The organism is Cupriavidus sp. 207A1 (assembly GCF_057798955.1).
In genome coordinates this window covers 462,027-474,887 of record NZ_JBYOJO010000001.1, presented here as the reverse complement: position 1 = coordinate 474,887, position 12,861 = coordinate 462,027, and the positions used below count along the sequence as shown (strand labels likewise).

Below are 12,861 nucleotides of genomic sequence, written 5' to 3'. Positions count from 1 at the left end.
GCTTAGCGGTATCCGATGCTGAAGTCATGGCCCCACAGGCTGACCCGCGTGGCCTCGTAGGCGGCGTGGCGGCTCCAGTCCACCTCCAGCCCGCCGTGCCCGAACTCGAGGTCGAAGCCGCCGGGGGTCTTCATGTAGAAGGAAGTCATGCGGTCATTGCAGTGCTGCCCCAGCGTGGCCGACAGCTTCACGCCGTGCTGCTGCACGCGATCCAGCGCGCGGCCCACCTCCGCCATGTCGGGCACCTCGGCCATCACGTGGATGCAGCCGGCTTCGGACGGCATCTCGAAGATCGCCAGGCTGTGGTGGCGCGCATTGGCGCAATGCAGGAAGTGGATGCGCTTTTCCGGCTCGTTGGGATCGCTGGTGAAGCGCACGCGGTAGATGTCCGACAGGCCGAAGCCCATCACGTCGCGCAGGAAGGCATAGGTCTGGTCGAAGACCGGCGCCGGCAGCACGGTGTGGCCGGCGCCCATCGGGTCGGTGATGAAGCGCGGCACGCCGATCGGCGAGACGAAGCGCAGGAAGTCGGAGCGCATGCCCCACGAGACCTCGTGGCGGTTGCCGGACGGATCGGCAAACCAGGCCATCGCCTGCACGCGGCGCTGCGCGAGTTCCGCGGGGCTGGCCTGCACGACTTCGACCTTGGCCTGGCGCAGCGTCTCGAGCGCATGGCGATAGGCGGCCTCGTCGGCCAGCTCCCAACCGGATGCCAGGTAGCGGTCGCGCGCGCCGGGCACCACCAGGTAGCGGTAGTCGCGTTCATCCATCTTCACGTACAGCGCACCGCCGGGGGCGCCGGCGCAGGTCATGCCGAGCACCTGTTCGGCATAGCCTCGCCACTGCCCGATGTCGGTGGACTCGACCACGATGTAGCCAAGCGCACGAATATCCAACATGCCGGTCTCCTCAGGTTCGATGTGGGTGTTCGATGTGAGTGTCGAACGGGGCGGCTGCGGCGCGGCTGCAGCCTGTCGATGGGACCGATTCTTTCGTGTGCGGGCACTTGGTGCATCGTCCTGGCGGACTAGCCGGTATCGCCACGCCGGGCCTTCCGGTCGGCGCGCGGGCCGCAGCCCGGGGTAGTCCGAACGAGTGATGTGCCGGCGGTGCGCTGGCCGCACCCTCTGCGCGGGACAGACCCCCTACACAGAGGAGCAGAGATGACGGAATCAGGACAAGCCTGCGTCGCCGTGGTCACCGGCGCATCACGCGGCGCCGGCCGCGGCATTGCGCTGGCGCTGGGTGCGGCGGGCGCCACGGTGTATGTCACCGGCCGCACCGAGCAGGAGGGCAGCGCGCCGCTGCCTGGCACCATCCACGCCACCGCCCGCGAGATCGATGCGCTCGGCGGGCGCGGCATCGCGGTCGCCTGCGACCATGGCGACGACGCCCAGGTCGCGGCGCTATTCCGCCGCGTGCACGAAGAGACGGGACGGCTGGACATCCTGGTCAACAACGCCACCTTCCTGCATGACCAGCTGATCCAGCCGGGGCCGTTCTGGCACAAGCCGCTGGAGATGGCCGGCATCCTCGACGTGGGGCTGCGTTCCGGCTATGTCGCCAGCTGGCACGCCGCGCCGGTGATGGCGGCGCAGGGACGCGGGCTGATCGTGTTCACCTCGTCCTTCGGCGCCAACTGCTATATGCATGGGCCGGCGTACGGCGCGCAAAAGGCCGGCATCGACAAGTTCGCCCACGACATGGCGGTGGACCTGCGGCCGTACGGCGTGGCCGCGGTGTCGCTGTGGATGGGCCCGCTGCGCACCGCCCGCACGCTGCGGGTATGGGAGGAGCATCCGGACAAGTACGCGGCATTCGCGCCGGTGGCGGAGACGCCGGAGTTCACGGGGCGCATCATCGACGCGCTATACCGGGATCCGGTGCTGATGGAGAAGTCCGGGCAGGTGCTGATCGGCGCGGAAGCGGCGCTGGCCTATGGCATCGTCGACGCGGAAGGCGTGCAGCCGCCGTCGTACCGGGAGGCGCTGGGCGGCCCGCCGGCGGTGCATCCGGCGATCGTGGAATAGGGGTCCGAGGCGCCGGCGGCCTCGCACACGCCGGCCCTCTCCCCCGGCCCCTCTCCCGCTTGCGGGAGAGGGGAGCAAACAATCAGCTGGCGCCATCCAGCTCGAGCACCGTCAGCCTACTCCCCCACCGACAACAACCCCGTCGAAAACACCGTCGACCGGATCACCCAAGCCCCCTCCACCCTCACATACACATCCACATATCGCCCAGTCAGGAAAGTCCGCGTCCCACTGGCATCATCCAGCGCCAGGTAAGCCAGGTCCCAGCTACCCTGCGCCGTGCCATCCTCCCCCACGCGAATATCCCCCTGCCCCGCGAAATGCATCTCCCGCAGCGTAGGCCGGCAGGCCAGTTCGGCAAAGCACTGCACCAGCGCATCGCGGCCCGCGAACGTCCCGATCCGGTCATAGTGGATATGCGCCCCGTCGGCAACAAAGCACGCCCGCATGGCCTCGGGGTCCTTGTCGTCGCAGGCGCGCAGGTAGCGCAGCTTGAGCGCCCGGATCGCATCGGCGGCCTCGAGCCGGTCCAGCCGTTCGGCAATCGACTTCATGTCCGTCATGGCGTGTCTCCCTTCACGATGCCCGCAACTGGTACTTCAGCACCTTGCCCGCCGCACTGACCGGCAGCGCGGTCACGAACAGCACCTCGCGCGGCACCTTGTAGTTGGCCATGTGCCGGCGTGCCCAGGCAATCAGCGTGTCGGCATCGACCCGCGCGCCGTGGCGCAGCACCACGTAGGCGCGGCCGACCTCGCCGAGGCGGTCGTGCGGCATGCCCACCACCGCCACCTGGGCCACCGCCGGATGGGCCACCAGCAGCTTCTCCACCTCGGCCGGATAGCAGTTGAAGCCGCCGACGATAAACATGTCCTTGATGCGGTCGGTGATGCGCAGGTAGCCGCGCGCATCGAGCGTGCCGACGTCGCCGGTATGCAGCCAGCCGTCGCTGTCGATGGCCTCGGCGGTGGCTTCGGGCAGGCCGAAATAGCCCTGCATCACGTTGTAGCCGCGCACCAGCACTTCGCCCGGATCGCCGGTGGGCACCGCCTGCCCCTGGGCGTCGATGCAGCGGATCTCGATGCCCGGCATCGCGCGGCCAGAGGTACCGGCAACGGTGTCGGCGTCGTCGCCGGCGCGCGTCAGCGTGGCGAAGCCGCACGACTCGGTCAGGCCGTAGCCGGTGATGATGGTATCGAAGCCGAGTTCGTCGCGCATGCGCTGGATCAGCGCCGGCGCGATCGCCGAGGCGCCGGTCACCGCCACGCGCAGCGAAGACAGGTCGAACTCGCGCAGGCGCGGCGCATTCAGCAGGGTCTGGTACAGCGTCGGCGGGCCGGGCAGCACCGTGATGCCTTCGTTCTCGACGCGCGTCATCACGGCCTCGGCGTCGAACACCAGGTGGGGCAGCACCGTGGCGCCGCGCGACAGCGCCGCCAGCCATCCGGCCTTGTAGCCGAACGTATGGAAGAACGGATTGACGATCAGGTAGCGGTCCCCCGCCCGCACGCCGGTGATGGCGGCCCAGCTGTCGATGGCGCGCAGGTTCTGCGCATGCGCCGTCATCACGCCCTTGGGCCGGCCGGTGGTGCCGGAGGTGAACATGATGTCCATCGGCGTGTCGCCGCCCACGCCGGCCTCGCGCGCGGCAAACGCCGCCATGTCGGTGCGCGGCGCCTGCGCGAGGAAGTCGTCCCATGCCAGCTCGTCGGCGCCGGCGGTCCGTCCCTGCCCCGGCCGCAGGATCACCAGCCGCTCCAGCGTGGCGGGCCGATGCGGCGCCAGCATCTGCGGATAGCTTTCGCCGAGGAATCCGTCGACGCAGAACAGCAGGCGCGCGCCGCTGTCGGCCAGCACCGCGCCGGCTTCGGCCCCTTTCATGCGCGTATTGAGCGGCACCAGCGCCGCCCCCACGCTGTGCGTGGCCAGCGCCGCGACGATCCACTCGGAGAAGTTGGGCGCCCACACGGCCACGCGGTCGCCGGGCTGCACGCCCAGCGCCATCAGCGCACGGCCCGCCTGGATCCGGCCGGCATCGAGCGCGGCGTAGGTCAGGCGCAGCCCGTCTTCCTGGATGGCGATGCGCTCGCCGTGGCGGCTGGCCGCGCGCCGCAGCAGCGCGGGAATGGTCTCGGCAAGGCTGTCGTTGGCCGCGGCTTCGATGCCGGCCGGTGCCACAATGGCGTCGAGGGTGTCAGATGGAGTCATGTCAATCCGGGAACTTCAGGTGGATCTCGCTGCTGGCCGGGCGCGCCTGGCAGGCCAGGGTCCAGCCCGCGTCCAGGTCGGCGCGGTCGAGCACGTGGTTTTCGCCGAGCGTCACGTCGCCCTGCGTCACCTGGCACATGCAGGCGCCGCACAGGCCGGCGCGGCAGGAACTGGGCGCGGCCACGCCGGCGCGCTGCAGCGCGTCGAGCACGGTTTCGTCGGGGCTCACGCTGACCTGATGGGTGGCGCCATCCAGCTGCACGGTGAGGGCGGCGCCGCGCATCGCGGGCGCGGCGCGGCCGGCATCGGGCGCAGCCACGGTGGCCGGGGGCGCTGCCGCCGGCGCATCGGGCAGCGATACGAAACGCTCCACGTGCAGCTGACCACGCGGCACGCCCAGCGCCTGCAGCGCGGCCTGGGCGCCGTCCATGAAGGGCCCGGGCCCGCACACAAAACACTGCGCCACGCTCCACGGCCGCACCAGCTCCTCGATCTGGCGCTGAGTGGGCGGGCCCTGCACGCTGTCGAGCCAGTGGATCACGCGCAGGCGGCCGGGATGGCTGCGCGCCAGTTCCGCCAGCGCCTCGCGGAAGATGATGGAGCGCTCGTCGCGGTTGGCATACACCAGCGTGACCGCGCCGCGCCCGTGCCGCAGCGCCGCCTTGGCGATTGACAGCACCGGCGTGATGCCGCTGCCGCCGGCCAGCAGCAGGAAGTCGCCCTGCAGCGCGGGCGGCGTGAACACGCCGGCCGGCGGCATCGCCTCGACCGTGTCGCCGGCGCCGAGATGGTCGCAGATCCAGTTGGACACGCGCCCGCTCTGCACGCGCTTGACGGTCACGCGCAGCGCGCCGTCCACGCCCGGCGAGCTGGACAGCGAATAGCAGCGCTGCAGCGGCACGCCGTCGACGGGCACGCGCAGCGTCAGGAACTGGCCCGGGCGGTAGGCAAAGGTCTCGCGCAGCCCGTCCGGCAACGCGAATACCAGTGAATGCGCCTGGTCCGTCTCCGCGACCACTTCGGCAATCTGCAGCCGATGGAATTGCACTGGCGCCATGATGTCCTTGTTTCGTCGTTGCTTCCCGGCGCGTGCTCAGGCCACGCCCATGATGGTCTGGGCGTTGTCGATGCGCAGTTCCGCGCCATTGATGAAGCGCGATTCGTCCGAGGCCAGAAACAGCACCAGGTTGGCTACGTCGCGCGGATGGCACATGCGCTGCATCGGCTCGGCGCCGCCGACCTCCTCGGGCAACGCGGTGGCGCCGCCGGGCAGGAAGGCCGCGGTCATCGGCGTCAGGATGCCGTCCGGATGGATCGAGTTGCAGCGGATGCGGTAGCCGCTCTGCTTGCAATGGCCCGCCACGGCGCGCGTCAGCGCCGCGACCGCGCCCTTGCTGGCGCTGTAGGCGCAGAACGCGCCCATGCCGCCCAGCGCCGCCACCGACGACATATTGACAATGCTGCCGCCGCCCGCCTTCATCGCGGCCACGCCGTACTTGCAGCCCAGGAAGTAGCCGTCGGCGTTGATGCGCATCACGCGCTGCCACTGCTCCAGCGTGGCTTCCTCGACCGTCCCCAGCATCAGGATGGCGGCGTTGTTGACCAGCACGCTGGGCGCGCCGAAGCGCTGCTCGGTGCGCGCCATCACCTGTCGCCAGCCGGCTTCGCTGGCGATGTCGTGCGGCACGAACAGCGCGGTCTCGCCGATCTCGCGCGCCAGCGCGTGGCCCGCTTCCTCGTTGACGTCAGTCAGCACCACGCGCGCGCCTTCGCGCGCCAGCAGCAAGGCGTCTTCCTTGCCGACGCCGCTGGCGGCCCCGGTGACGATGGCGATCTTTCCTTCAGTACGTTGGCTCATGGGTAGTCTCCTGGTTGGTATGGGCCTGCTGGCCGCCGATGGGGTGGCCGGCAGGCTGTTGTGCGAGATGGCGGCCCGCGTTGCGTCCCGACCAGATGCAGTCGGCAAGCGACAGGCCGCTCACGTAATGATTGGAGGCGATGCCGACGGCGGTGCGGCCCACCGCATAGAGGCCGGGTATGGGCGCGCCGCCCGCGGCGGCCAGCACCCGGCCGCTGGATTCCTCCACCGCCAGCCCGCCCAGCGTGATCGCCGGACACGGAAAGACCCGGCTATCGGCCGAGATGTCGATGGCCAGCCACGGCCCGGTCTCGAGCGACGCGCACATGGCCGCCGACTTGCCGGCCGGATCGGGCGTTTCGCCACGCGCCGCGGCGTTATACGCGTCGAGGGTCGCCCGCAGCGCGGCGCCTGGCATGCCCAGCTTGCCGGCGAGCGCCTCGATGCTGGCGGCGCGGCGCGCACCGGCCAGCATCAGCAGCGCCGCGGGCAAGGCCTGGAACGCCCACAGCCGGCCGCCCAGGCATTCGCGCAGGGCCTCGCGCGCCAGCGCGCGGTTCAGCACCAGCCAGGCACGCCCGCCGTGCCGCTCGCAGATGGCATGGCCAAGCGTGGCGCCATAGGTTTCCTCGTTGCCGATGCGTGTGCCCTGCGCGTCGACCACGCAGCCGCGCGCCCACGCGAACGGCGGGTTGATGAAGCGCCACGCCGACACGCGCTCCAGGTGCCGCGTGGCGCCGCCCGCCGACTCGCCGAGGCGGATGCCGCTGCCATCGCAGCCGGTCGCCCCCAGCCGCCAGGCCTGCTGGTACTTGCCGGCGTGGCGCGCCACCATGGCGCGGTTGAAGATAAAGCCGCCGGTGGCCAGCACCACCGCGCTGGTCCGTATTGCGACCGGCTGTGCATGGCGCAGCTCCAGCTGCAGCACCAGCGCGCGCAGACGGTCGGCCAGTGCCGGCATGGCGTTGTGCAGGCGCTCGGCCAGCCGTGCCAGGCGCGCATGGCGCTTCTGGAGACGGCCCGGCGGCAGCTGCCAAAGTTCGACGCCGACCACCGCGCCGTCGCGGTCCAGGATCAGCCGCCGCGCCGCGCTATGGCGCATGACCGTGATCTGCCGGTGGTCTTCCACCGCACGGCGCAGCACGCCATACAGCGTGCGGCCGGACATGCCGGGACCCTTGACGCGGTGGCCGCGCGGGGCGGGCGCGGCATGCCGCGCGTAGGCGGGCACCGCTTCATTGCCGGAGTAGTACAGGTAATAGGGCTGCGCCGGATACGAGGTCTTGCGCGGCGGCACGGTGGCGGCAAAGCGCACCCCCAGCGCCTCCAGCCACCCGAGCATCGCGCGGCTGTGCTCGCAGAAGTCCTGCAGCATGGCGTCGCTGACCACCCCTTCGGTTTCCTGGCGCAGGTAGCCGGCCATGGCCTGCGGGGTATCGTCATAGCCCGCGGCGCGCTGGTAAGGCGTGCCGCCGCCGGCATAGACCACACCGCCGCTCCTGGCGCTGGCGCCGCCGCCTTCGAAGCGCTCCGCCACGATCACGCGCGCGCCGCCCTGCGCGGCTTCCAGCGCGGCGCAGGCGCCGGCGGCGCCGAAGCCGACCACCACGGCATCGCAGGCGGCCTGCCAGGGATGCGCGTCGGGGTCATCGAGCCGCAACGGGGCGTGGACGGGGGTGACGGCGTCGTAAGCCATGCTGGCGCTTGCTCCGCGTTATGCCGAACACAGCGCGCCCAGCGGCGCCGAGGTGGTATAGGCGCCGTCGACGTAGACCAGCGGCGAGACCTCTCCGGCCAGCCGGACCTCGCGCAGCCGGCCGATAAAGACCGCATGGGTGCCGTAGTCGAAGCGGCCATCCTGCTGGCAGAACAAATTGGCCTGGGCATCGCGCAGGGACGGCACGCCCAGCAGGTCGTCTTCCCACTCGCCGCTGGTGAAGCGCGCTTCGCCCTTGAGCCGGCCGCTGCAATCGACCGCGATATCGCGATGGTCGGCGGCGAGCAGGTTGATGCAGAAGTCCGCACCGGCATCGAGCGGCGGGTAGATCGACGAATTGCGGTTGATGCAGATCAGCAGCGAGGGCGGATCGGCGGACAGCGAATCGACCGCGGTCACCGACATCGAATAGCGGCGCTCGCCGTGGCGGCAGCTGATCACGGCGACGGAGCGCGCCATGCGGCGCATCGCCTTGAGCATGTCATCGCGCAGCGCGCCGCCGGCTTCGGCGCTGGCATCCGCACTGGATTGGGGTCTGGCGCTCATAGAGCCTCCTGTACTGGTTGAGCGGGCTGCGTGGCGGCGGGTTGCCGCGCATGCTGCGAGATCACGTCCGCGGCGATCATGCCGAAGGTCATTGCCGGGCCCAGCGTGGAGCCGGCGCCGGGATAGCTGGTGCCCATCATCGACGCGCTGGTATTGCCGATGGCAAACAGGCCGGCGATGGCGCTGCCGTCAGCGCGCAGCACGCGCGCGCTGGCGTCGGTGACCAGCCCGCCCTTGGTGCCGATATCGCCGGCATCGAGCCGCACCGCGTAGAACGGCGCCTTGCCGATCGGCGCCAGGCAGGGGTTGGGCCGTACCGCGGGGTCGCTGTAGTAGGTGTCGAACAGGTTGTCGCCCTTGCCGAACTCCGCGTCCACGCCGGTGGCGGCGTAGTCGTTCATGCGCGCGACGCTGGCGGCCAGGCCATCGGCATCCACGCCGATCTTCTGCGCCAGCTGCGCCAGCGTGTCGGCGCGCACCAGGATGCCCGACAGGCTGGCCGGGATGCTGCGGTCCGGCATTACCGAGCCGGGCAGGATCGGCCCGCACGGGTACTTGTGGCGGAAGGTGGCATCGAACACCATCCAGGCCGGCACGCTGCATCCGGTCTGCTCGTGGTCGCGGTACATTGCGGGCACGAACTCGGAGTACGGCGTGGCCTCGTTGACGAAGCGCCGGCCCTGCCCGTTCACCACCAGGCAGCCCGGCATGGCGCGCTCGATGAACAGCGCGCGCTGTTTCTCTTCGCCCTGCACCTGCACCGTGGGCGCGCCCCAGACGTGGGACATCAGGGCCACGTCGGCGCCGGCCGCCTGCGCTGCGCGGATGGCGTCGCCGGTATTGTTGGGCGGCGTCGCGCTCCAGGCGGCGCGGGTCGGTTGCGGCAGGTATTGTTCGCGCATGGCCTGGTTGCGCTCGAAGCCGCCGGCGGCGAGGATCACGCCGCGCAGCGCGCGGATCTCCGCCACGCGTCCGTCCTGCACGGCGCGCACGCCGCGCACGGTGCCGTCCTCGACGATCAGGTCCTGCAGCGCGGTATCGAGCCACAGCGGAACCGCGCGATCCATCAGCGCGCGCCGCAGGCCGCCGACCAGGCTGTTGCCCAGCGTGAGGCGGCGGTCGCGCCGGGTCTTGCGGCGCCAGCCCAGGTCGAGCCAGTAGCGCGCGAACTGGCGCAGCGCCAGCCCGAACCAGCCGGGCGAGCGGCACAGCAGCGCGTGCGCCTCGCCGGAGGTCACGGCGACGCGGCCGCCTACCAGCGTGCCCGGCGAGGGCGGCCGCAGCCGGTCGAACTCCTCGCGCAGCTGCGCGCCGTCGAACGGCATCGGGTCGAGCGCACGGTAGCCCGGCATCGCCCCCGGCAGTTTCTGGAAGTAGTCGGCGTAGCGCGGCAGCGTGTAGTAGTGCACGCCGGCCTGCTGCTCCAGGTATTGCAGCATGCGCGGCGCCTGTTCGAGATAGGCGCGGATGCGCTGCGGGTCGCCGTGCTCGCCGGTGCAGGCGAGCACGTATTCCAGCGCGCTGGCGTAGTCGTCCTGCCCGCCCGCCGGCGCGATATGGTGGTTCAGCGGAATCCAGATGCCGCCGCCGGACACCGCCGAGGTGCCGCCGTACTGGCTGCTCTTCTCCAGCACCACCACCGACAGGCCGCGGTCGGCGGCGCGGCAGGCGGCCAGCAAGCCGCCGGCGCCGGAGCCGACCACCACCACGTCAAACTCGCCGGGCTGCATGCGCGCTCTGCTCTGGCTCATGTTGGGTCCTCGTGCCGGTGCGGCTCAGATGAAAAAGTCCGTGTTGGCGCGGCCCATCATCACGCCGCCCAGGTTCTGTCCGAATCGGTCCAGGTTGTTGGCGTAGTGGGCGCGCGCCGCATGCAGGTCGAGGAAGCGGCGCACCATCGGGTTGCTGCGGTAGATGCCGTTGCCGCCGGCATAGCGCAGCAGGCCGTTGGCCAGCTCCGCGCAGCGCTGCGCCACCTGCGCGGACTGGAAGCGGAAATGCAGGCGTCGCGGCGTGTCGACCTGGCCGCCGTCGCGCGCCACGGCCAGCAGCTCGTCGAAGTTGCGCTCCAGGATGGTCCGCATCTCGTCGATGGCGACCTGCGCGCTGGCGCACGCCATCTGCGCGCCGCCGTCTTCCGCGGTCTTGCCGCCGCCGTTGCTGCTGACGCGGCCGTCGGCATAGGCGACGAAGTCGTCCAGCGTGCCTTCCAGCGCGCCGATGCAGGCGGTGCAAACCGCGCGCACGAAGATCTGCGCGAACGGCAGCCGGTACAGCGGCACGTCATTGACGGCCAGCCCCGGGCTGGTGCCCATGGCGCCGTCTACGGCGCGGTGAGTGCGGTAGTCGGGCACGAACACGTCGTCGACCACGATGTCGTGGCTGCCGGTGGCGCGCAGGCCCAGCACGTCCCAGTTGCGCACGATCTTGTAGTCCGAGCGCGGCAGCAGGAAGGTGCGGTAGTCATAGGCGCCGCCCGGCTCGGCGGGGGGCACCAGGCCACCCAGGAAGATCCAGTCGCACAGTTCGCTGCCGCTGGAGAACTTCCAGTGGCCGGAGAAGCGGTAGCCGCCCTCCACCGGCGTGACCTTGCCGACCGGCATGTAGGTCGAGGCGATCAGCGTGGCGGGATCGTTGCCCCACACTTCCTGTTGCGCGCGTTCGTCGAACAGCGCCAGCTGCCAGTTGTGCACGCCGACCACGCCGTAGACCCAGGCGGTGGACATGCAGCCGCGGGCCAGCGCCATCTGGATGCGGAAGAAGGTTTGCGGGTCCAGCTCATAGCCGCCGTGGCGGCGCGGCTGCAGCACCTTGAAGAAGCCCGCGGCCTGCATCTCGGCAATGGTCTCGGCGGGGATGCGCCCGTCGGCCTCGGCCTGCGCGGCGCGCTGGGCCAGCGCCGGGATCATCTGCTCGGCACGCGCGATCAGGCGCGCGGCCAGTTCCTTGGGATGGTTGTCGTGATGCACCGCGGTCTCCTTGTTGGCCTGGTTTTGTGGCTGGCATCGATGTTTGCACCGGCGCGGCGGCGTGCCATCGTCTGTTGGGACTAGCTGTTATCGCGAACGCGCGCGTGCGATTTCGTGGATGCGCCGGCCCTCACCCCCGCCCCTCTCCCGCAAGCGGGAGAGGGGAGCAAACCGCCAGCAAGCCAAACGCTTCCACGAATCAAGCCAGCGCCCGCAGCTTCCTCCCCTGCTTGCGGAAATGCGGAATCACGTGTTCGCCGATATTGCGGATGGTCTCCAGCTGCGCCCACTGCGGCACCGTGCCCATCTGGCAGATAAACAGGATCTCATCGGCGCCCGCATCGATCAGCCGCTGCACGTAGCCGATGCAGTCTTCCACCGTGCCGTAGGCGTGGTTGGGGTTCAGCATCATCATCGACGGATCGCTGAAGTCCACCGATACCTTCTCCGACGCGAACTTCGTGTTGATCACCGCCTTGCCCTGCGCATCGGTGGCCGTGACATGCTCGTCGTCCCACGCCGACGGATCGGGACGCTCGCCGCCGGCATACCAGTACGACAGCGACTCCATGAAATAGCGCTGCCCCTTGATGCCGATCTTGCGCGCGGCCAGGCCGTCTTCCAGCACGATGGTCGGGCACAGCGCCGCCAGGTGCTGGTGCGGGCGGAAGCCCACCTGGTCCTCCGGCTTGCGCGTTTCCCACGCGGCGCGGTAGATCTCGTTTTTCTTGGCGACATCCTCGGGGCCACCGAAGCCCAGCACCAGCGCGCCCATGCCGCGCGCGCCGGCGCGCTGCAGCGTGTCGGCGTTGGTGCAGGCCAGGTACATCAGCGGGTGCGGGCCCTGGCGCGGCTTCGGGTGGATCGGGCGGCGCGGGATCTTGATGAACTCGCCGTCGTGCTCGATCTCGTCCTGCGTCAGGATCTTCGGGATCAGGTACATCGACTCGTCGATCATCGGGTGCAGGGTATTGAGGTCGTAGCCGAAGGTGCCGGCCTCCTGCTGGGTGCCGCCCTTGCCCACGCCGAAGTGCACGCGGCCGCCCGACAGGATGTCGAGCGTGGCGATGCGCTCGGCCACCTTCACCGGATGATTCATCGCCGGCGGCAGGCACACCACGCCGTGGCCGATGCCGATGCGCTGCGTGCGTCCGGCGACGAAGGCCAGGAACGTCTCCGGCGCGCTCATGTGCGCGTAGTTGGTCAGCGCGGTGTGTTCGACCGCCCAGACCACGTCGAAGCCCATGTCCTCGGCCAGCACCACCTGTTCCATGATTTCATCGAACACCTTGTGGTCGCCGGCGCGCGAGGCATCGACGGTCTGGGCTTCATAGATCAACGAAAAACGCATTGCAGTCCCCTCTCGCTTTGTCGGTACAAGACCGCATCCGGGGCACTGCGAGGCGCTGCGCCTTGGGCCGGAAGCGGCCTGCGTGATCGCAGTGTGGTCGGCGCAAGACGTCGCAACATCGTCTGATTGGATTATGAGCCGCGCCGGGCGCGTCCCTATCATGGGCACCGGGCATACCGCCC

General features: G+C 70.2%; 11 protein-coding genes. 1 reads left to right on the top strand and 10 read right to left on the bottom strand.

Annotated elements, in window-relative coordinates:
* Positions 1-2 precede the first annotated feature (2 nt).
* Positions 3-899 carry a VOC family protein gene (locus AC3FMM_RS02155; RefSeq protein WP_414249013.1) on the bottom strand — a complete coding sequence of 299 codons (897 nt, stop codon included), beginning with the start codon at positions 897-899 and terminating at the stop codon, positions 3-5.
* A 264-nt stretch (positions 900-1,163) separates the two neighbouring features.
* Here AC3FMM_RS02155 and AC3FMM_RS02150 point away from each other — a divergent pair, with 264 nt between their 5' ends.
* The gene (locus AC3FMM_RS02150) at positions 1,164-2,030 is read left to right on the top strand and encodes an SDR family NAD(P)-dependent oxidoreductase (RefSeq protein WP_488686064.1); all 867 of its coding nucleotides are present in this window, start codon (positions 1,164-1,166) and stop codon (positions 2,028-2,030) included.
* Between the two features lie 116 nt (positions 2,031-2,146).
* Here the strand turns inward: AC3FMM_RS02150 and AC3FMM_RS02145 are convergent, their stop codons facing one another.
* The 9 genes from AC3FMM_RS02145 to AC3FMM_RS02105 all read right to left on the bottom strand — a co-directional run bounded on the left by AC3FMM_RS02145 (position 2,147) and on the right by AC3FMM_RS02105 (position 12,679).
* Complete coding sequence (locus AC3FMM_RS02145; protein WP_326348112.1) at positions 2,147-2,593, bottom strand: nuclear transport factor 2 family protein; 447 nt, start codon at positions 2,591-2,593, stop codon at positions 2,147-2,149.
* Between the two features lie 13 nt (positions 2,594-2,606).
* Positions 2,607-4,238, bottom strand: a complete 1,632-nt coding sequence (locus AC3FMM_RS02140) for a FadD3 family acyl-CoA ligase (protein ID WP_488686063.1) — start codon at positions 4,236-4,238, stop codon at positions 2,607-2,609.
* Between the two features lies 1 nt (position 4,239).
* A complete protein-coding gene (locus AC3FMM_RS02135) occupies positions 4,240-5,295 on the bottom strand; it encodes a 2Fe-2S iron-sulfur cluster-binding protein (protein ID WP_488686062.1) in 1,056 nt (351 codons plus the stop codon).
* A gap of 36 nt (positions 5,296-5,331) precedes the next feature.
* Positions 5,332-6,096 (bottom strand): SDR family oxidoreductase, encoded by a 765-nt coding sequence (locus tag AC3FMM_RS02130; protein ID WP_488686061.1) that lies wholly within the window; start codon positions 6,094-6,096, stop codon positions 5,332-5,334.
* Positions 6,080-7,792: an FAD-binding protein gene (locus AC3FMM_RS02125; RefSeq protein ID WP_326348109.1), complete on the bottom strand. Its 1,713-nt coding sequence runs from the start codon at positions 7,790-7,792 to the stop codon at positions 6,080-6,082. Before AC3FMM_RS02125 ends, AC3FMM_RS02130 begins: the two co-directional genes overlap by 17 nt.
* An 18-nt stretch (positions 7,793-7,810) precedes the next feature.
* The gene (locus AC3FMM_RS02120; RefSeq protein WP_115712486.1) at positions 7,811-8,359 is read right to left on the bottom strand and encodes a flavin reductase family protein; all 549 of its coding nucleotides are present in this window, start codon (positions 8,357-8,359) and stop codon (positions 7,811-7,813) included.
* On the bottom strand, positions 8,356-10,110 hold the full coding sequence (locus AC3FMM_RS02115; RefSeq protein ID WP_488686060.1) for an FAD-dependent oxidoreductase: 1,755 nt from the start codon (positions 10,108-10,110) through the stop codon (positions 8,356-8,358). The genes AC3FMM_RS02120 and AC3FMM_RS02115 overlap by 4 nt, the downstream gene beginning before the upstream one ends.
* A gap of 24 nt (positions 10,111-10,134) precedes the next feature.
* Positions 10,135-11,328, bottom strand: a complete 1,194-nt coding sequence (locus AC3FMM_RS02110) for a flavin-dependent monooxygenase (protein ID WP_414249019.1) — start codon at positions 11,326-11,328, stop codon at positions 10,135-10,137.
* Between the two features lie 199 nt (positions 11,329-11,527).
* Positions 11,528-12,679 (bottom strand): LLM class flavin-dependent oxidoreductase, encoded by a 1,152-nt coding sequence (locus tag AC3FMM_RS02105; protein ID WP_488686059.1) that lies wholly within the window; start codon positions 12,677-12,679, stop codon positions 11,528-11,530.
* Positions 12,680-12,861 lie beyond the last annotated feature (182 nt).

Coding starts and splice junctions, on each gene's coding strand:
- AC3FMM_RS02135 (WP_488686062.1), bottom strand. CDS start 5,295: ATGGCGCCAGTGCAATTCCATCGGCTGCAGATTGCCGAAGTGGTCGCG.
- AC3FMM_RS02145 (WP_326348112.1), bottom strand. CDS start 2,593: ATGACGGACATGAAGTCGATTGCCGAACGGCTGGACCGGCTCGAGGCC.
- AC3FMM_RS02155 (WP_414249013.1), bottom strand. CDS start 899: ATGTTGGATATTCGTGCGCTTGGCTACATCGTGGTCGAGTCCACCGAC.
- AC3FMM_RS02140 (WP_488686063.1), bottom strand. CDS start 4,238: ATGACTCCATCTGACACCCTCGACGCCATTGTGGCACCGGCCGGCATC.
- AC3FMM_RS02120 (WP_115712486.1), bottom strand. CDS start 8,359: ATGAGCGCCAGACCCCAATCCAGTGCGGATGCCAGCGCCGAAGCCGGC.
- AC3FMM_RS02105 (WP_488686059.1), bottom strand. CDS start 12,679: ATGCGTTTTTCGTTGATCTATGAAGCCCAGACCGTCGATGCCTCGCGC.
- AC3FMM_RS02115 (WP_488686060.1), bottom strand. CDS start 10,110: ATGAGCCAGAGCAGAGCGCGCATGCAGCCCGGCGAGTTTGACGTGGTG.
- AC3FMM_RS02130 (WP_488686061.1), bottom strand. CDS start 6,096: ATGAGCCAACGTACTGAAGGAAAGATCGCCATCGTCACCGGGGCCGCC.
- AC3FMM_RS02125 (WP_326348109.1), bottom strand. CDS start 7,792: ATGGCTTACGACGCCGTCACCCCCGTCCACGCCCCGTTGCGGCTCGAT.
- AC3FMM_RS02150 (WP_488686064.1), top strand. CDS start 1,164: ATGACGGAATCAGGACAAGCCTGCGTCGCCGTGGTCACCGGCGCATCA.